14 protein-coding genes and 2 pseudogenes are annotated in these 19,120 nt (G+C 61.5%); 14 read left to right on the forward strand and 2 right to left on the reverse strand.

From position 1 onward, the window contains the following. The first annotated feature begins 412 nt into the window (after window positions 1-412). On the forward strand, window positions 413-982 hold the full coding sequence (locus XANALMUS060_RS08450; RefSeq protein ID WP_045738023.1) for a DUF3016 domain-containing protein: 570 nt from the start codon (window positions 413-415) through the stop codon (window positions 980-982). Between the two features lie 24 nt (window positions 983-1,006). Here the strand turns inward: XANALMUS060_RS08450 and alr are convergent, their stop codons facing one another. After that, on the reverse strand, window positions 1,007-2,080 hold the full coding sequence (alr, locus tag XANALMUS060_RS08455; RefSeq protein ID WP_045738024.1) for an alanine racemase: 1,074 nt from the start codon (window positions 2,078-2,080) through the stop codon (window positions 1,007-1,009). Next, on the reverse strand, window positions 2,059-3,366 hold the full coding sequence (locus XANALMUS060_RS08460) for a D-amino acid dehydrogenase (protein ID WP_045738025.1): 1,308 nt from the start codon (window positions 3,364-3,366) through the stop codon (window positions 2,059-2,061). The genes alr and XANALMUS060_RS08460 overlap by 22 nt, the downstream gene beginning before the upstream one ends. Before the next feature lie 135 nt (window positions 3,367-3,501). Here XANALMUS060_RS08460 and XANALMUS060_RS21925 point away from each other — a divergent pair. From XANALMUS060_RS21925 to XANALMUS060_RS08515, 13 genes and pseudogenes are all read left to right on the forward strand, one after another. Beyond that, window positions 3,502-3,716 (forward strand): annotated as a pseudogene (locus XANALMUS060_RS21925) (AsnC family transcriptional regulator); the annotation flags it as partial. Window positions 3,717-5,088: 1,372 nt separating this feature from the next. Next, on the forward strand, window positions 5,089-5,553 hold the full coding sequence (gene msrB / locus XANALMUS060_RS08470) for a peptide-methionine (R)-S-oxide reductase MsrB (RefSeq protein ID WP_045738027.1): 465 nt from the start codon (window positions 5,089-5,091) through the stop codon (window positions 5,551-5,553). A gap of 33 nt (window positions 5,554-5,586) precedes the next feature. Continuing rightward, the gene (locus tag XANALMUS060_RS08475; protein WP_052688129.1) at window positions 5,587-5,997 is read left to right on the forward strand and encodes a hypothetical protein; all 411 of its coding nucleotides are present in this window, start codon (window positions 5,587-5,589) and stop codon (window positions 5,995-5,997) included. Window positions 5,998-6,141: 144 nt separating this feature from the next. Further along, the gene (gene motA / locus XANALMUS060_RS08480; protein WP_045728657.1) at window positions 6,142-6,996 is read left to right on the forward strand and encodes a flagellar motor stator protein MotA; all 855 of its coding nucleotides are present in this window, start codon (window positions 6,142-6,144) and stop codon (window positions 6,994-6,996) included. A gap of 7 nt (window positions 6,997-7,003) precedes the next feature. Beyond that, window positions 7,004-8,155, forward strand: a complete 1,152-nt coding sequence (gene motB / locus XANALMUS060_RS08485) for a flagellar motor protein MotB (protein WP_045738028.1) — start codon at window positions 7,004-7,006, stop codon at window positions 8,153-8,155. A 105-nt stretch (window positions 8,156-8,260) separates the two neighbouring features. Beyond that, window positions 8,261-8,761 (forward strand): hypothetical protein, encoded by a 501-nt coding sequence (locus XANALMUS060_RS08490; RefSeq protein WP_045738097.1) that lies wholly within the window; start codon window positions 8,261-8,263, stop codon window positions 8,759-8,761. A gap of 9 nt (window positions 8,762-8,770) precedes the next feature. After that, window positions 8,771-9,054, forward strand: a pseudogene (locus XANALMUS060_RS18500) (DUF4031 domain-containing protein). Between the two features lie 361 nt (window positions 9,055-9,415). Beyond that, window positions 9,416-11,530 (forward strand): protease pro-enzyme activation domain-containing protein, encoded by a 2,115-nt coding sequence (locus XANALMUS060_RS08495; RefSeq protein ID WP_045738029.1) that lies wholly within the window; start codon window positions 9,416-9,418, stop codon window positions 11,528-11,530. Between the two features lie 654 nt (window positions 11,531-12,184). Continuing rightward, window positions 12,185-14,302, forward strand: coding sequence for a S53 family peptidase (locus XANALMUS060_RS08500; RefSeq protein WP_045738030.1), 2,118 nt, complete (start codon window positions 12,185-12,187; stop codon window positions 14,300-14,302). A 196-nt stretch (window positions 14,303-14,498) separates the two neighbouring features. Further along, window positions 14,499-14,627 (forward strand): hypothetical protein, encoded by a 129-nt coding sequence (locus XANALMUS060_RS22645; protein ID WP_255352365.1) that lies wholly within the window; start codon window positions 14,499-14,501, stop codon window positions 14,625-14,627. Between the two features lie 38 nt (window positions 14,628-14,665). Then, window positions 14,666-16,297, forward strand: coding sequence for a S53 family peptidase (locus XANALMUS060_RS08505; protein ID WP_052688130.1), 1,632 nt, complete (start codon window positions 14,666-14,668; stop codon window positions 16,295-16,297). A 196-nt stretch (window positions 16,298-16,493) separates the two neighbouring features. Further along, window positions 16,494-16,622, forward strand: a complete 129-nt coding sequence (locus XANALMUS060_RS22650; RefSeq protein ID WP_255352365.1) for a hypothetical protein — start codon at window positions 16,494-16,496, stop codon at window positions 16,620-16,622. Window positions 16,623-16,964: 342 nt separating this feature from the next. Beyond that, window positions 16,965-19,079, forward strand: a complete 2,115-nt coding sequence (locus XANALMUS060_RS08515) for a protease pro-enzyme activation domain-containing protein (protein WP_045738032.1) — start codon at window positions 16,965-16,967, stop codon at window positions 19,077-19,079. The last annotated feature ends 41 nt before the right edge of the window (window positions 19,080-19,120 follow it).

Here is a 19,120-nt window from a genome sequence, read left to right on the forward strand (position 1 = left end):
TCTGTGGCATGCGGGTCGGACCCATGGCAGCGCATCTGCAACGCCTTGGCCGAGATACGGACATCATGCATGCCGCTGGATGGATTGTGCGCGGCAGCACAGACATCGGCAACGCGACGACCCGTAGTACGGTGGCTTGAAACAACGATCACAAAATGCTTTTAGTATCAAAAAATATTTTCAGCGGACCGAGCGCAATGCTTCCAGACACGATCGCCCCGCCCCGCCCTGTCAGGATACGGGCCAGGGGACAGCATTTAGAGCGGCTAACAAAACGACTGCGCAGCAGCCAAACGTGTGTGGACGGCGCGCAGATGAATCAGCGAACAATCCGCCGTGCCATCGGCGTCACCGCGATTGCAGACATGGCAGCACGCGCACACACTTGACCGACACCTCCTGGAGATCCGCCATGACGATCCGTTCTGCCTGGATGGCGCTGGCTGTGGCCTGCCTGTGGGCGGGCGGAGCCCACGCAGAGATCCGCAACGTCACCGATCCGCAGGCCCCGCGCAGCATCGCCGGCGATAGCCCGGTGCAAGTCGGCTGGGCCGACCCGGCCACGTTCAGCGAACTACGCCAAAGCCGCAACCGCTGGGACGCCGAGCGCGGCGACTGGGTACACGACCTGGCCGTTTACCTACAGAAGCAGGCGAGCAGACAATTGCAGCCGGGCCAGCGCCTGAATATCGAACTGACCGACATCAAGCGCGCCGGCGACTACGAGCCCTGGCACGGTCTGCAATGGAATGATGTGCGGGTGATGCGCGACATCTACCCACCCCGGATCAATCTGACCTTCACGCTATACGGCGCCAATGGCCAAGTGCTGGCACAGGGCAAGCGCAAGTTGTTGGACGGCAGCTATCTGCTCAATCGCTCGGTCGGCCTGAGTACCGATCCACTACGCTACGAAAAGCGCATGCTTGAAGACTGGTTGCATCGCGAGCTGCGCAAGGACGCCGCCGTCGCCGAGCGCTGATGCGACGCGGGCGCGAGCCGGCCATTAATCGCCCAGGTAGTGGCGCGGTGCGCGCTTTAACCCGCACAGCAGGCGATAGGCACTGGAAGCGCAGTGTGCGGCCAGGGCATCGATGCGCGGTTGCGCGCCCCACAACTGCACCAGGCTGCCAAGCCCGGCCTGCGGATGTTCGGTCAGATCCACAGTGAGCATGTCCATGGACACGCGTCCGATCAGCTCACCCGGCATACCGTCGATCAGCACCGGTGTGCCATTCGACGCCAACTGCGGATAACCATCGGCATAGCCGATCGCCACAACGCCCACCCGGGTCGGCCGTGGCGCGACGAAGCGGGCACCGTAGCCGACAGGCTCGCCGGGTTCCAGATCGCGCACCGCGATGATCTTGGACTGCAAGGTCATCACCGGGCGCAGTTCGCCCGGCAGCACCGCTGCCGCCGCGAACGGGTCTGCGCCATACAACATCAACCCCGGACGCGCCCAGTCGCTGCGCACCTGCGGCCAACCCAACAACGCCGGCGAATTGCACAGACTGATCTCGCCAGCCAGGTCGGCAGTGGCCTGCCGGAACACCTCGACCTGTTCCAGTGTGCGCTCGCTCTCCAACTCGTCGGCACGCGCGAAATGGCTCATCAGCACCAGCCGCTCGACCTGCGGCAATGCGCTCAGCCGTGCATGCGCGGCACGGAATGCGTCCGGGGCCAGGCCGAGCCGGTGCATGCCGCTATCCAGCTTCAACCACAGGCACAGCGGCTGCGGTGCGGCGAAGGCGGCGATCGCCTCCACCTGCCAGGGCGAGGCCACCACGCACCACAGCCGATGCTCGGCGACCAGCGGCAATTCGTCGGCCTCGAAGATGCCTTCCAGCAGCAGGATCGGTGCCGCGATGCCAGCCTGACGTAGTTCCAGCGCCTCCTCGATGCAAGCCACCGCAAACCCGTCCGCCTCGGCCTCCAGCGCACGCGCGCACGCCACCGCGCCATGCCCGTAGGCATCGGCCTTGACCACTGCAAGCGCCTTGCCGCCCCCGAGCCGCCTGGCCAAACGATAGTTATGGCGCAGCGCGTGGAGATCGATCAGCGCACGGGCTGGGCGCACGCAGGGGCCTCCGCAGCGGGTACGCCGGCAGGACGCGAATAACGGAACAGGTCCAGACCTTCGCCATCGATCTGCGGCTGACGCGACGCGATCAGGTCGGCCAGATAGCGACCGGAACCGCAGGCCATGGTCCAGCCGAGGGTGCCGTGGCCGGTATTGAGAAACAGATTCCGGTAGCCGGTGGCGCCGACCACCGGAGTACCGTCCGGGGTCGCGGGGCGCAGCCCGGTCCAGAATTCGGCCGCGGCCAGATCGCCACCGTGCGGATACAGCTCGCGCACCACTTTCTCCAGCGTGGCGCGGCGTCGCGCCGGCCGCGACAGGTCAAAACCCGCCAGTTCGGCCATGCCACCGACGCGGATGCGCTGGTCGAAGCGGGTGATCGCCACCTTGTAGGTTTCGTCTTGGATGGTGGAGTTCGGTGCTCGTGCGGGGTCGCGGATCGGCAAGGTCAACGAGTAGCCCTTCAGCGGATATACCGGCAGGCGGATGCCAAGCGGCGCGAGCAACGCCGGGGAATAACTGCCCAGAGCAACCACATAGCGATCGGCACGCTCCACACGGCCGCCGATGCGCACGCCATCGAGGCGGTCGCCATCGGCCAGCAACGCCTGGATCGTCTCGCCATGACGAAACCGCACCCCTGCCGCCGTCGCCAGCGCGGCCAGACGCTGGGTGAACAGGTGGCAATCGCCGGTCTGGTCGTTGGGCAGGCGCAACGCACCGACCAGCGTGGCAGGCGCGTCGGCCAGGGCCGGCTCGACTCGGGCAATACCGGCGCGGTCCAGCAACTCGTAGGGCACGCCGTACTCGCGCAGCACCGCGATATCCTTGGCCGCGGCGTCCAACTGGGCCTGGGTACGGAACAACTGGGTAGTGCCGAGCTGACGTCCTTCGTAGGCGATGCCGGTCTCGGCACGCAACTGATCCAGACAATCGCGGCTGTATTCGGACAGGCGCACCATGCGTGCTTTATTGATCGCATAGCGCTCAGCCGTGCAATTGCGCAGCATCTGCGCCAACCACAGATACTGCTTCAGATCGGCGGTGGGGGTGATCGCCAGCGGCGCATGGCGCTGGAACAGCCACTTCAACGCTTTCAGCGGCACCCCCGGTGCGGCCCACGGCGAGGCGTAGCCGGGCGAGACCTGCCCGGCATTGGCATAGCTGGTCTCCAGCCCGACCGCCGGCTGGCGGTCGACCACGCTCACCTCACAGCCGCTGCGGGCCAGATACCAGGCCGTGGCCGTACCGATCACACCACTGCCCAAAATCAGGACGCGCATGCTTCTACCTCGTCTGGATCAAATCCCTGGCTGAATAGCGCCATGGATGGGTTTAGCCGCAGTATAGGCAGCCACCCGCGGATTTTCCCCCAATTTTGGCTCACACGGTAGGTTAAAACACTGAGACTCACGCATATGGCCCCACACCCCCGCAAACTGGACAAGATCGAGCGCGCAAGACCCTACGCATCCTGCAACAGGAGAGCCGCATCTGGTTTACCGAACTGGGGACAGGCGGGGCTTGTGCCCCCCGCTGCATCGAGCGGATACGCCGGCTCGAACGCGATGGCGCCATCACCGGCTACTACGCGCGGCTGGACCCGCACTACCTCAAGCTAGCCTATCTGGTCGCCGAGCTGATCTGCACCGGATTGCAGAGGACCATCGTCCTGCGCCAGCCCACGCACGGACGGTAGTGCATACCGATCTCAGCCGCCAATACGCCACCACGACAGACCAGCTGACGTTGAACCCGGCCGGAAGTATGACGGCGCCTGTTCAACGTCTTGCCCGAAAGGACACGGAGATGATGAACGCCACCGCCGGATGTGTGGGTTCTGCGCGGCGACACTGACATCGGCAACGCGGCGACCCGTGTCACGGTGGGCCACCGCGCATAATCAACGGCTGTTACACGCTACTGATCAGCCGGTACTGATCAGGATCTTTGATTTGGAAATACGAATAAACAACCTCCGCGGACTCTGTACTACGTACCCATTTTGGTATATACCCTCCAAAGGGATGGTAAAGTCCGCATCGCGCATCGCCTGCATGTTGAAAGTGAAACCTACTAGCAGGTGCTGACCTCTGCCAGTGCCAGTGAAGTTACCTTGAGCGTCCCTTGGCGGCGGACTCAAGGGCGTACACGTCTCGCCGCCAGAAATTTTGGCGTTTTTATCATAATATACTTTGCATCGAGATTATAATTGTATGCAAAACTATTCGCAGCCTGAGTTTGTTGTGCGCCGACCGATGTGACGGCAACGGCCGCCAGTGCGAACACGGCACACATGGCACTCTTGCAAAAGTGACGTTTGGCAGAATATGCGCCCATGACTATTCCTTTGTAATGTGGCAGAGGATGCGCATGCATTGTTAAACTCTAGCCCAGCGGGTGCCAGTGCAAAGCGCCCTTCATTTTTTAACGCGCTTGACAGCAATTCAATCATTAACTATCAGCGTCAAACAATATCGGTGATGGACCGGGCGCGACACTTGCAGACGCGATCGCATCACCCTGCCAGTGGTTCCACAATGAAACTGTCTTAGTTTAATTCTCGTGGACATCTCGATAGCGGACGATCCTCCCCAACGGGGATCGAAGACGACATGAATTTCCGCCCGCGTAGCAACCTTCAAGCTGCAGGTGATGCACATGATCCGCGGCAATGGCTTCAGCATGGGCCAAGTGTGGCGCGACCTGGATCTGGTCGATAGCGCCGTGCGCCGCTGGCTGGCCCAGTACCATGCCGAGCAAACCGCCCAGCTAAGGACTAGGCCGGCCGCTGACGCTGGAGCAGAACGCATCCGTGGATTGGAGCGTGAGAACCAGCGGCTGCGCGAGGACGTATCGCTGTTAAAAAAGCACCGGCCTTCTTCGCCCAAGAACGAATGCGGCGCCCGTCGCCGTTGGGCAGCCCGCCGTCGCCACCGGCCGCGGCTTGATCCCCTATCGAAAGCCCACATCTTTCACACTCACACCCCGCCACGGGACATGCCATGCACCCATTCGACCTCACGCCCCCCAGCGCCGCCGAACGCGAGCACCTGATCGCCGGACTCGATACCGAAGCCCGGCGGGTCCTGTTGCAACATGGCACCGAGGCGCCGTTCTGCGGTGCGTTCCTGGACAACAAGCTCGATGGCGTCTACACCTGCAGACTGTGCGGACTACCGCTGTTCCGCTCCAGCGCCAAGTTCGACTCCGGCACGGGCTGGCCCAGCTTCTTCGCGCCTTATCACCCGGACCACGTGCGTGAGGTGCGCGACACCAGCCACGGCATGATCCGCACCGAGATCGTCTGCGCACGCTGTGATAGCCATCTCGGCCATGTGTTTCCGGACGGTCCGCCCCCCAGCGGCGAACGTCACTGTCTGAATTCTGTCTCGCTACAGTTCACCGAGCAGGGCCAGGCGCTGCCCAATCCGTTGCGCCGTGGTGGCGCAGAGACCGCACCCGCCTGATTCGCGACACCGCCGCCCCATAGGAGAACCAGCATGCGCGCGTCACGCCGTTTCACTGTCTTTCTGGCGCTGTTGCTGACCCTGAGCGCCTGCCAGCGCATGACAACATCGCCGCAGGGCAGACCGGCAGGGTCCGCAGCGACCACCGCGCCAGCGGCCACGGCGGTCGAACGGCAGTCCGACGTCCTGCCCGTGCAATGGCGCTGCGGCGAGGAACTCGTCCCCGCCGCACTCGACGCGACCGGCGAGCGCCTGGCCCTACGGGTGCGCGGCATCCGCCTGGATCTGCACCGTGCCGGGACCGGGACCGAACCGGGAGCCCGCTACGCCGATGCACTCGGCAACACGTTCTGGCAGCCCCTGCCTGACCAAGCCACGCTGACGTTGTCCGGGCAGGGAGAGACACTCAAATGCGTCCGCCAGGGCAGTGGCGCGATCGGCTGAACAACCACATCAGCGAACATGCAAGGGGCCAACACCGCCCCGCATCCGAGCTCGGCCCCGCTTCGGTCATCGGTCGCATCTTCAGAAACACGCCGCCAAGCCGACAACAGGGTATCCCCGTTTCGGTCCGCAGGCTCCCCTGCCATGCTCATTATCGTTGGCTTCATCGTCGTCCTTGTCAGTGTCGTCGGTGGTTACGTGCTCTCGCACGGCAAACTCGGCGCGCTGTGGCAGCCCTACGAGCTGATGATCATCGGCGGTTCGGCGTTGGGCGCGTTCCTGGTCAGCACACCAGGCAAGATCGTCAAGGAAACCCTTGGCGGCATCGTCGGCGTGTTCAAAGGACCGCAGTACAAAGCCGACGACTATCGCGGCACCCTCACCCTCATCTACGAGCTGTTGAACAAGGCACGGCGCGATGGCTTCATGGCGCTGGAAGACCATGTCGAGAACCCCGCCTCCAGCGCGATTTTCGGCAATTATCCGAAAGTGCTGGCCGACCATCACCTGCTCGACTTCATCACCGACTGTCTGCGGCTGATGATCGGTAGCAACATCGAACCGCACGAACTGGAACCGTTGCTGGAACTGGAACTAGAAAAGCACCACCACGAGGCACTGGCGCCGGCGCACGCGCTGAGCAAGGTGTCCGACGGTCTACCGGGCTTCGGCATCGTCGCCGCGGTGCTGGGCATCGTGATCACGATGGGGTCCATCGGCGGCCCGATCGAGGAGATCGGCCACCACGTCGGTGCTGCGCTGGTCGGCACCTTCCTCGGCATCTTGATGGCGTATGGTTTCGTTTCGCCGCTGTCGGCGGCGATGGAAGCGCGCGCCGAACAGGACGGACGCATCTACGAATCGGTGAAGACCGCGCTGCTGGCCTGCCTGCGCGGCTACAACCCGAAGATCGCACTGGAATTCGCGCGCAAAACGCTGCCAACCAACGTGCGTCCGAGTTTCGCCGACTTCGAGTCGCATCTGAAGACGATCAAGTAACGCGGTCATGGCCGAGACCAAATCCACCGTCATCATCCGTCGGGTCAAGAAGGTCCAGGGCGGTGGGCACCACGGTGGCGCGTGGAAAGTGGCCTATGCCGACTTCGTGACCGCAATGATGGCGTTCTTCCTGGTGCTGTGGCTGGTCGCGGCCACCACCAAGGAACAGCGGGCGGCGATCTCCGAGTATTTTCGCAATCCCAGTCCGCTGGCGGGCAAGAGCCCGGCGCCAAGCCCCGGCATGGCCGGGCCCGGCGGTGCCAGCACCTCGATGATCAAACTCGGTGGTTCCGGGGAGTTGCAGCGTGGCAACAACAAGGATCCGTTCGGCAGCAAGAGTTTGAAGGGCGACGACAGCAAGAGCTCACAACGCGAAAAAGAAAAACAGCGCCTGGAATCGCTGATGCAGGAGCTGAAGGAGGCCATCGACAAGAGTCAAGCACTGGAACCGTTCAAAGACCAGTTGCTGCTGGACCTGACTCCGGACGGGCTGCGCATCCAGATCGTGGACAAGGAAAACCGCCCAATGTTCGATCTCGGCAGTGCGCTACTCAAGCCCTATACCCGCAACATCCTCCACGAGCTATCCGGGTTCATCAACCAGGTTCCCAACCACATCAGCATCACCGGCCACACCGACGTCACCCAATACAGCGGCAAGAACGGCTACAGCAACTGGGAACTCAGTGCCGACCGCGCCAACGCCGCGCGACGCGAACTGGTCACTGGCGGCATGAGCGAAGACAAAGTTTCGCGCGTGGTCGGATTGTCCTCGTCGGTGCTGTTCGACAAGCAGGTGCCGAACAATCCCATCAACCGTCGCATCAGCATCGTGGTGATGACCAAAGATGCGGAAGAAGCCGCGAGCACCGACACCGGCCACAGCCTCGCTCTTGGCAAATTGCAAACCGATGCCGACACCAAAGTACCGGACATGAGTGCGGCCGCGACCACCCCCGCCGCAGTGCCCGCCACGCTGCCAGCAGCGACGCCTGCGGCGGCACCCACGACAGCGGCCAAAGCGCAAGTGCAAACCGCATCGCCTCGCACCACCCCGCCGGAAGTCGCCGCTGCGGCCGCCCGCGACGCGCTGCGCACGATCAACGGCACGGTCACGGTGACAAAGATCACAAACACGGAAACTACCGCCCAACCCTGACACAGCCGGAATTCCATCGACGGCGTCATGGTCGGTAACGACTGCGTTGGGATGGTCCGCACGACGGTGTTTACAATGGACGCGACTTCGCAGACGAGACTCACCGTGTCCAAGACCTCCAAAGCCAAGCGCGATAAGCGCAAGAAACAGCAGCCGCAGCGTGCCTTCGCCCGCCTGGATCGCGAGCAGCCCATCGCCAACCACGCCGTATTGCAGGACAAGAACGGTCGCGTACTGGCCGCAATCGGCCTGCAAGGCCGACAGTGGCTACTGGCGGTCGGTGGACAAACCATGGGCAACGCCGACAACCCGGTGCCGATGCTGGCGATGCTCAAGCATCTGGCCAACGTGCAGGAGCAGGAAGGCAACACAATCACCCTCGACTATTCGACGCAGTTGCAACAGATGATCGACGCACTGGCCGCCGCGGAAAGCAAGACCGCAGCCGAGTACCTCGACGCGTTGGTCGCCGAGTTCGCCGAGCAAGACAACACAACGCTCGGCGATGACGGCCACGCTAGCGCCGAGCATGATGCGCCTGCGGTTGCAGGGACAGACGCAACAGCGAGCAACGCCAACAACGCAGTGACGCAATCCCACGTCTGAGCGGACACGATGGCGGTCTACATCGACGATGCGGTGCATCCCTGGCGCGGCCAGCGTTGTGGGCATCATTCTCGCCGATACGCCGGACGAACTCCACGCAATGGCGGCGCAACTCGGTATTCCCCGCCGCGCCTTCCAGAACAAGCAACCGTGCGCACCACAACCTTACCGCCACGCTGCGCGAGGAAACGATCTGCCTGGGTGCAATCCCTGTGTCGCGACACACCCATCGCGAACAGATGAAGGCGCTGATTCACCAGGCCCGCGCGCAAGTCCGTGGCGAGGCCGACTAAAAAACTGCCACGATAAAGTGTAAGAAACGCGTGAAAAACGCCATGACGCGCTCCGAGCGCGCCACAGCAACATTACATGCGACAGCCTATTTGCAACGTCTATCCCTAGCCACACGTGCATTTTGGCAATATCTCGCTGCGCATACGCTGTCGAAGCCCCCCATTTGTCTACATTATCGATAGGCGCAGAACTATACTTGAAAAGTGTATTAAACTATAATCGATCTCAGAGTCGCCGAGACTCTGAATCAGACTTTTTATCCATGCCCTCGCATCCCGGCTTGCCGGTGCTGCGGCGTGCGCGTGCGCGCCGTTCCGGTAATGCGATTCGTAGTACCTCCTAAAACGAAGGCACTTTCGTATGAAAACAAATGTTTTCCTGTTCCGCCACTTCCCCCTGTATGTGGCATTTCTGGCTGCACCTTCCGCCAACGCGATCACCGCACCACAGCATAACCAGACCGTCACACCGAAGTTGGCCACTTTGCCCAAGCAGTTACAGAGTGCAAAGAAGCTCAGTGCACTGGCACCCAGCACACCGATCAACCTGGTGCTGACACTACCGTTGAAGGACGGCGCTGGCGCTTACGACTACGCGATGCACGTCTCACAACCAGGCGATGCGCTGTACGGGCATTACCTCACCCCCAGCGAATTCGCCAAGCGCTTCGGCGCGCGCCAGAGCGACATCGATGCGGTCAAAGCTTACGCGCAAGCCCATGGCATGCAGATCAAAAGTATCGGTGGCGCAGGTTCGCTGATCACCGTGAGCGCGCCCGCCAACACCTTCTCCAAGCAACTCGGGGTGAACTTCAACCGCTATCAGGGTCAGAACGGCAAGACATTCTTCTCGGCCGATCAGCAACCGCAGTTGCCCAGCGAACTGGTGGGCCATGTCGGCGGCATCGTCGGACTGGACGACGCCAACCGCTCCGCAACCCTGGCCATCAAAGCGCCCACCGATCCAGCGGCACGCGCGGCCATGAACCAGAAACGTATCGCACACGGCCTGCAAGCCGCTCCCCAGAACGCAGGGCATGGCCCCAATGGCGGCTTCAGCCCGCAGGACCTCCGCAAGGCCTATAACATTCCCGCTCAACTGGCGCCGGACAAATCGGAAACGCTCGCGCTGTTCGAGCAAGGCGGCTTCCTGAGCAGCGACATCGCCACTTACGAAAAGACGTTCAAACTACCGAACGTGCCGGTGAAGGTGCGCAGCATCAACGGCTATAACGGTGCGGTCAACGATGCAAACGTAGCTAGTGAGGCAGCGCTGGACATTGACATGGCAATCGCGATGAATCCGCAGTTGCAGCAGATCCTGGTCTACGAGGATGGCGACGACGCGTTCCCGACAGCGTTGCTGGCGGCATTGGGTGCGATGGCCGACGACAATACGGCGCAGACCGTCAGCATTTCCTACGGAATAGATGAGGAACTGCTCGGCACCCAGGCAATGGCTGCGGAAGGCCAGGTACTGACACAGATGGTGGCGCAAGGCCAGGGCGTCTACGTCTCTTCCGGCGACAATGGAGCCTATGGGGGAAACGGTGACCTGCAAGGCTCGGATCCGGCCACCCAACCACTGGTCACCTCGGTGGGCGGCACCACGCTGTTCACGCAACGGGATGGCAGCTATGGCGTAGAAGACACCTGGAATGCGCTCGGCGAGAAATTAGGCGCAAGCGGCGGCGGCATCAGCAGCTACTGGCCAATCCCCGATTACCAACTGGTCCCCAGCAGTAAAGGCGGGACGCCCGACACCACCAACAAGGTATCGATCGCCACGCCTAACGGCGGTTCGTCCAACCTACGTAATTTTCCCGATGTGGCCGCCGTTGGCAACCCAATCACGGGGGTTGCGATCTACTCCGAACTGCAAGGCGGCTGGCTCAACTATGGTGGTACCAGCGTCTCGGCGCCGATCTGGGCCGGCTTCATGACCATCATCAACCATGCACGCAAGTATGTGGGACTGGGCCAGATCGGCTTTGCCAATCCGTTCCTCTACAGCAACCTCAATGGTACCGTCTCCACGAGCATCAACGATATCCTCGACGGCAGCAACGGCAACGCCAGCATGTTCAACGGCATCGCCGGCTTTTCCGCCGGTTTAGGCTATGACAACACGACCGGTCTGGGTTCGATATCGTCTCCGTTGCTATTGTTCCATGCACTGCAGAATGGCAACGACAGCAGCACGACACCGCCGGGTCAGCCGCGCGGCGTGAGCATCAGTACCACCAAGACGACCAGCACGGTGCAATGGAACGCTGCGGAAAATGCGACCGGCTACCTGATCGTCGCGTATGACTACAGCACCGGCCACGGCATCTCGTATGGGATCACCCGCGGCACGCAATACACGATGCAAGGCCTCAAGCCCAACACGCTCTACGAATTCCAGATCGCCTCCGTGAACAAGGGCGGCGTGAATGTGAGCGAATTAGCGATCGCCAAGACGGCCAAAAACTGACGTACAAGCAAGGTGGTCCGGGCCGTTCGCGGCCCGGACCTTATGCCATCAAAACGGGGCGCTGCCTGGGCGCGGATCGATCCCAAGCATCGCGGCCAACCACTGCATCTCTCCTGGTCATCGCGGCTGCGTGCCATCCAGCCGGCACGGAACGCGTTGTCAGTATCACAACGCGCACGACGCCATGCCCGCCGCGCCGCGCTAGGAGGCGATCCGCCTGGGGGCAATCCAGATGTCGCGATACACCCTTCACGAACAGATGGAGGTGATGATCCACCAAGCCCGCGCGCAAGTCCGTGGCGAGGCCAGCTAAAAACCAACACGATAAGACGCGAAAAATCGCGTGAAAAAATGCCATGCATGGCGCGCTCCAAGCGCGCCACAACAACATGGCATGCAACAGCTTATGTGCAACGTCAAACGCCAGTCATACTGACATTCCAGCACTATTCGCTGTGCACATGCTGCCGAAGCCGCCCCGCCATTTGTCTACGGCACGGACAGTCGCAGACCTATACTCGAAACCGAGTCGCCGAGACTCTTCACCCTTTTATCCATGTCCTCGCATCCCGGCCTGCCGGTGCTGCGGCGTGCGCGTGAACGCCGTTCCGGCAATGCGATTCGTAGTACCTCCTGAAACGAAGGCACTTCCGCATGAAAAAAGATGTCCCCATGTTCCGCCATTTCCCCCTATTTCTGGCATTGCTAACTACACTTTCCGCCAACGCGATCGCCGCGCCACAGCACAACCAGACCGCCACACCGGAGTTGGCCACTCTACCCAAGCAGTTACAAAGTGCAAAAAAGCTCAGTGCACTGGCACCCAGCACAGCGATCAATCTGGTGATGACACTGCCGTTGAAGGACGGCGCTGGCGCTTACGACTACGCGATGCACGTCTCGCAACCAGGCGATGCACTGTACGGGCACTACCTCACTCCCAGCGAATTCGCTACGCGCTTCGGCGCGCGCCAGAGCGATATCGATGCGGTCAAAGCATACGCGCAAGCCCATGGCATACAGATCAAGAGCATCGGTGGCGCAGGTTCGCTGATCACCGTGAGCGCGTCGGCTGACACGTTCTCCAAGCAGTTCGGGGTGAACTTCGACCGCTATCAGGATAAGGACGGCAAGACCTTCTTTTCGGCCGATCAGCAACCGCAGTTACCCAGCGAATTGGTCGGCCATGTCGGCGGCATCGTTGGACTGCACGACGCCGACCGCTATGCAACACTGGCCATCAAAGCGCCCACCGATCCGGCCACACGCGCCGCCATGAATCAGCAACGCGCCGCGCACAATTTGCAAGCCTCTACCCAGGATGCCGGGCATGGCCCCAATGGCGGCTTCAGCCCGCAGGACCTCCGCAAGGCCTATAGCATTCCCACTCAACTGGTGCCGGGCAAATCGGAAACGCTGGCCATCTTCGAGCAAGGCGGCTTCCTGAGCAGCGACATCGCCACTTACGAGAAGACGTTCAAGCTGCCGAACGTGCCGGTGAAAGTGCGCAACGTCAACGGCTATAACGGAGCGGTCAACAACTCACTGGTGTCCATGGAGGCGGCATTGGACATCGACATGGCCATCGCGGTGAATCCGCAGTTGCAGCAGATCCAGGTCTACGAGGAAGGCGACGATGCGTACCCGACGGCGCTGCTGACGGCATTGGGCGCGATGGCCGACGACAATACGGCGCAAACGGTCAGCATTTCCTACGGCCTGGATGAGGAGCTGATGGGCACTCCGGCACTGGCTGCGGAAGGCCAGGTACTGACACAGATGGTGGCGCAAGGTCAGGGCGTCTACGTCAGTGCAGGCGATCAAGGTGCTTACGCGCGCAGCGGCATTGGCCTGCACGGCGAGGATCCGGGCACCCAACCGCTGGTCACCTCGGTGGGCGGCACCACGTTGTTCACTCAACAGGATGGCAGCTATCTGGGCGAAGAAACCTGGAACCTGCTCGGCATCGGCTTGGGTGCAACCGGCGGCGGTGTCAGCAGCTACTGGCCAATCCCCGATTACCAGATGGTCCCCAGCAGCCTCGGCGGGACGCCAGGCAGCATCAACAAGGTCTCGATCGCCACGTCCAACGGCGGTTCGTCCACGCTGCGCAATTTCCCTGACGTGGCCGCTGTGGCCAGCCCAAGCACGGGGGTTGCGATCTACTCCGAACTGGAAGGTGGCTGGGTCAACCTTGGCGGCACCAGCGTCTCGGCGCCGATCTGGGCCGGCTTCATGAGCATCACCAACCAGGTACATCAGTACTTGGCGATGGGCAAGATCGGTTTCGCCAATCCGTTCCTTTACAGCAAGGTCAACGGCAACATATCCACGATCAACAACGATATCCTCGATGGCAGCAACGGCAACGCCAGCCTGTTCAACGGCGTGGCCGGATTTTCTGCAGGCATGGGTTACGACAACACGAGTGGCCTGGGTTCGATTGCGTCCTCATCTCTATTGTTCAGCGCACTCATGGATGGCAAAGACAGCAGCACGACACCGCCAGGTCCGGTGCGCGGTGTCAGCGTCAGCACCACCAAGACGACCAGCACGGTGCAATGGAGCCCTGCGGCCAACGCAACCGGCTACTTGATCGTCGCGTATGACTACAATATCGGTAACCTCGTCTCGTATACGATCAGCCGCGGCACGCAATCCACACTGCAAGGCTTTACCCCGGACAGGACTTATGAATTCCTGGTCGTCTCCTTGAACAAAGGCGGCTCGAGTGTGAGCACAGCAGCGATCGCCAAGACTGCCAAGAACTGACGTCCATGCAAGGTGAGTCCGGGCCGTTCGCGGCCCGGATCTTATCCGGCACATTTCATCCATCAAAACGGGTCGCTGCCTGGGCGCAGATCGATCCCACGTATCGCGGCCAACCGCTGCATATCCTGATCGTCACGGCTGCGTGCGATCCAGCCGGCACGGAACGCGTTGTCAGTATCACAACGCGCACGACGCCATGCCCGCCGCGCTGCGCGAGGAGGCGATCCGCCTGGGGGCAATCCCGATGTCGCGATACACCCTTCACGAACAGATGAAGGTGATGATCCACCAAGCCCGCGCGCAAGTCCGTGGCGAGGCCAGCTAAAAACCAACACGATAAGACGCGAAAAATCGCGTGAAAAAATGCCGGCCGATCAGCAACCGCAGTTACCCAGCGAATTGGTCGGCCATGTCGGCGGCATCGTTGGACTGCACGACGCCGACCGCTATGCAACACTGGCCATCAAAGCGCCCACCGATCCGGCCACACGCGCCGCCATGAATCAGCAACGCGCCGCGCACAATTTGCAAGCCTCTACCCAGGATGCCGGGCATGGCCCCAATGGCGGCTTCAGCCCGCAGGACCTCCGCAAGGCCTATAGCATTCCCACTCAACTGGTGCCGGGCAAATCGGAAACGCTGGCCATCTTCGAGCAAGGCGGCTTCCTGAGCAGCGACATCGCCACTTACGAGAAGACGTTCAAGCTGCCGAACGTGCCGGTGAAAGTGCGCAACGTCAACGGCTATAACGGAGCGGTCAACAACTCACTGGTGTCCATGGAGGCGGCATTGGACATCGACATGGCCATCGCGGTGAATCCGCAGTTGCAGCAGATCCAGGTCTACGAGGAAGGCGACGATGCGTACCCGACGGCGCTGCTGACGGCATTGGGCGCGATGGCCGACGACAATACGGCGCAAACGGTCAGCATTTCCTACGGCCTGGATGAGGAGCTGATGGGCACTCCGGCACTGGCTGCGGAAGGCCAGGTACTGACACAGATGGTGGCGCAAGGTCAGGGCGTCTACGTCAGTGCAGGCGATCAAGGTGCTTACGCGCGCAGCGGCATTGGCCTGCACGGCGAGGATCCGGGCACCCAACCGCTGGTCACCTCGGTGGGCGGCACCACGTTGTTCACTCAACAGGATGGCAGCTATCTGGGCGAAGAAACCTGGAACCTGCTCGGCATCGGCTTGGGTGCAACCGGCGGCGGTGTCAGCAGCTACTGGCCAATCCCCGATTACCAGATGGTCCCCAGCAGCCTCGGCGGGACGCCAGGCAGCATCAACAAGGTCTCGATCGCCACGTCCAACGGCGGTTCGTCCACGCTGCGCAATTTCCCTGACGTGGCCGCTGTGGCCAGCCCAAGCACGGGGGTTGCGATCTACTCCGAACTGGAAGGTGGCTGGGTCAACCTTGGCGGCACCAGCGTCTCGGCGCCGATCTGGGCCGGCTTCATGAGCATCACCAACCAGGTACATCAGTACTTGGCGATGGGCAAGATCGGTTTCGCCAATCCGTTCCTTTACAGCAAGGTCAACGGCAACATATCCACGATCAACAACGATATCCTCGATGGCAGCAACGGCAACGCCAGCCTGTTCAACGGCGTGGCCGGATTTTCTGCAGGCATGGGTTACGACAACACGAGTGGCCTGGGTTCGATTGCGTCCTCATCTCTATTGTTCAGCGCACTCATGGATGGCAAAGACAGCAGCACGACACCGCCAGGTCCGGTGCGCGGTGTCAGCGTCAGCACCACCAAGACGACCAGCACGGTGCAATGGAGCCCTGCGGCCAACGCAACCGGCTACTTGATCGTCGCGTATGACTACAATATCGGTAACCTCGTCTCGTATACGATCAGCCGCGGCACGCAATCCACACTGCAAGGCTTTACCCCGGACAGGACTTATGAATTCCTGGTCGTCTCCTTGAACAAAGGCGGCTCGAGTGTGAGCACAGCAGCGATCGCCAAGACTGCCAAGAACTGACGTCCATGCAAGGTGAGTCCGGGCCGTTCGCGGCCCGGATCTTATCCGGCACATTTCATCCATCAAAACGGGTCGCTGCCTGGGCGCAGATCGATCCCACGTATCGCGGCCAACCGCTGCATATCCTGATCGTCACGGCTGCGTGCGATCCAGCCGGCACGGAACGCGTTGTCAGTATCACAACGCGCACGACGCCATGCCCGCCGCGCTGCGCGAGGAGGCGATCCGCCTGGGGGCAATCCCGATGTCGCGATACACCCTTCACGAACAGATGAAGGTGATGATCCACCAAGCCCGCGCGCAAGTCCGTGGCGAGGCCAGCTAAAAACCAACACGATAAGACGCGAAAAATCGCGTGAAAAAATGCCATGCATGGCGGGCTCCAAGCGCGCCACAACAACATGGCATGCAACAGCTTATGTGCAACGTCAAACGCCAGTCACACGGACATTCCAGCACTATTTCGCTGTGCACATGCTGCCGAAGCCGCCCCGCCATTTGTCTACGGTACGGACAGTCGCAGACCTATACTCGAAACCGAGTCGCCGAGACTCTTCTCCCTCTTATCCATGTCCTCGCATCCCGGTCTGCCGGTGCTGCGGCGTGCGCGTGAACGCCGTTCAGGCAATGCGATTCGTAGTCCCTCCTAAAACGAAGGCACTTCCGCATGAAAAAAGATGTCCCCCTGTTCCGCCACTTCTCCCTGTATCTAGCCTTCCTGGCTGCACTTTCCGCCAACGCGATCGCCACGCCACAGCAAAACCAGACCACCACACCGGAGCTGACCACTCTGCCAAAGCAGTTACAAAGTGCAAAAAAGCTCAGTGCATTGGCACCCAGCACAGCGATCAACCTGGTGATGATACTGCCGTTGAAAGACGGCGCTGGCGCTTACGACTACGCGATGCACGTCTCGCAACCAGGCGATCCACTGTACGGGCACTACCTCAATTCCAGTGAATTCGCTACGCGCTTCGGCGCGCGCCAGAGCGATATCGATGCGGTCAAAGCATACGCGCAAGCTTGTGGCATGCAGATCAAGAGTATCGGCGGCGCAGGTTCGCTGATCACCGTAAGCGCGTCGGCTGACACTTTCTCCAAGCAGCTCGGGGTGAACTTCGACCGCTATCAGGATCAGGACGGCAAGACCTTCTTCTCGGCCGATCAACAACCGCAGTTACCCAGTGAATTGGTCGGCCATGTCGGTGGCATCGTCGGACTGGACAACGCCAACCGCTCGGCAACGCTGGCCATCCACGCACCCACCGATCCAGCCGCACGCGCCGCCATGAACCAGGATCGCGCCGCGCGCGGCCTGCAAGCCATTCCCCAGGACGTCGGGCATGGCCCCAATGGCGGCTTCAGCCCGCAGGATATCCGCAAGGCCTATAGCATTCCCAACCAACTGGCGCCGGGCAAGTCGGAAACCCTGGCGGTGTTCGAGCTAGGCGGCTTCCTGAGCAGCGACATCGCCACTTACGAGAAAATGTTCAAACTGCCGAACGTGCCGATAAAGGTACGCAGCGTCAACGGCTACGGCGGTGCTGTCAACGATCCAAGCATCGCTGGCGAGGCAGCGCTGGACATCGAAATGGCGATCGCGGTGAACCCGCAGTTGCAGCAGATCCAAGTCTACGAGGAAGGCGACGACGCGTTCCCGACAGCGTTGCTGGCGGCATTGGGCGCGATGGCCGACGACAATACGGCTCAGACCGTCAGCATTTCCTATGGAATAGATGAGGAAATGGTTGGCACTCAAGCAATGGCTGCGGAAGGCCAGGTACTGACACAGATGGTGGCGCAAGGTCAGGGCGTCTACGTCAGTGCCGGCGATCAAGGTGCTTACGCGCGGCTCGGCATCGGCCGGCACGGCGAGGATCCGGGTACCCAACCGCTGGTCACCTCCGTGGGCGGCACCGCGCTGTTCACGCGACAGGATGGCAGCTATCTGGGCGAAGAAACCTGGAATCTGCTCGGTATCGGATACGGTGCGACCGGCGGCGGCTTCAGCAACTACTGGCCAATCCCCGATTACCAAATGGTTCGCGGCGACGGCGGAAGGCCCGGCACAATCACCAAGGTCTCGATCGCCACGTCCAACGGCGGTTCGTCCACGCTGCGCAATTTCCCTGACGTGACCGCTGTGGCCAGCCCAAGCACGGGGGTTGCGATCTACTCCGGACTGCAAGGCGGCTGGATGAACGTTGGCGGCACCAGCGTCTCGGCGCCGATCTGGGCCAGCTTCATGACCATCGCCAACCAGGCACATCAGTACGTGCAAATGGGCCGGATCGGCTTCGCCAATCCGTTCCTTTACAGCAACGTCAGCGGCAACACGTCCACGATCACCCGCGATATCCTCGATGGCAGCAACGGCAACGCCAGCCTGTTCAACGGCGTCGCCGGATTTTCCTCAGGCATTGGTTACGACAACGCCAGCGGCCTGGGTTCGATTGTGTCCTCGTCGATATTGTTCAGCTCACTGCTGGAAGGCAAGGACAGCAGCACGTCATCGCCGAGTCAGGTGCGCGGCATCAACGTCAGCACCACCAAGACGACCAGCATGGTGCAATGGAACCCTGCGACCAACGCGACCGGCTACTTGGTCATCGCGTATAACTACAACACCAGCGAAATCATCTCGTATACGGTCACCCGTGGCACACAATCCACACTGCAAGGCTTCACGCCCGACACGATCTACCAATTCCTGGTCGTCTCCATCAACAAAGGCGGCTCGAAGGTAAGCGAAGCGGCGGTCGCCAGGACGGCGAAGAACTGACATTGAGGCAAGCCGGTCTGGGCCCTTCGCGGCCCGGACCT

It is taken from the genome of Xanthomonas sp. MUS 060 (assembly GCF_000963215.1).
Classification (GTDB): domain Bacteria; phylum Pseudomonadota; class Gammaproteobacteria; order Xanthomonadales; family Xanthomonadaceae; genus Xanthomonas_A.

Bases quoted from the DNA above. Each gene is read 5' to 3' on its own strand.
- motA (WP_045728657.1), top strand. From the start codon at position 6,142: ATGCTCATTATCGTTGGCTTCATCGTCGTCCTTGTCAGTGTCGTCGGT.
- XANALMUS060_RS08495 (WP_045738029.1), top strand. From the start codon at position 9,416: ATGAAAACAAATGTTTTCCTGTTCCGCCACTTCCCCCTGTATGTGGCA.
- XANALMUS060_RS08505 (WP_052688130.1), top strand. From the start codon at position 14,666: ATGCCGGCCGATCAGCAACCGCAGTTACCCAGCGAATTGGTCGGCCAT.
- msrB (WP_045738027.1), top strand. From the start codon at position 5,089: ATGCACCCATTCGACCTCACGCCCCCCAGCGCCGCCGAACGCGAGCAC.
- XANALMUS060_RS22645 (WP_255352365.1), top strand. From the start codon at position 14,499: ATGCCCGCCGCGCTGCGCGAGGAGGCGATCCGCCTGGGGGCAATCCCG.
- XANALMUS060_RS08450 (WP_045738023.1), top strand. From the start codon at position 413: ATGACGATCCGTTCTGCCTGGATGGCGCTGGCTGTGGCCTGCCTGTGG.
- XANALMUS060_RS22650 (WP_255352365.1), top strand. From the start codon at position 16,494: ATGCCCGCCGCGCTGCGCGAGGAGGCGATCCGCCTGGGGGCAATCCCG.
- XANALMUS060_RS08460 (WP_045738025.1), bottom strand. From the start codon at position 3,366: ATGCGCGTCCTGATTTTGGGCAGTGGTGTGATCGGTACGGCCACGGCC.
- XANALMUS060_RS08515 (WP_045738032.1), top strand. From the start codon at position 16,965: ATGAAAAAAGATGTCCCCCTGTTCCGCCACTTCTCCCTGTATCTAGCC.
- motB (WP_045738028.1), top strand. From the start codon at position 7,004: ATGGCCGAGACCAAATCCACCGTCATCATCCGTCGGGTCAAGAAGGTC.
- XANALMUS060_RS08475 (WP_052688129.1), top strand. From the start codon at position 5,587: ATGCGCGCGTCACGCCGTTTCACTGTCTTTCTGGCGCTGTTGCTGACC.
- XANALMUS060_RS08500 (WP_045738030.1), top strand. From the start codon at position 12,185: ATGAAAAAAGATGTCCCCATGTTCCGCCATTTCCCCCTATTTCTGGCA.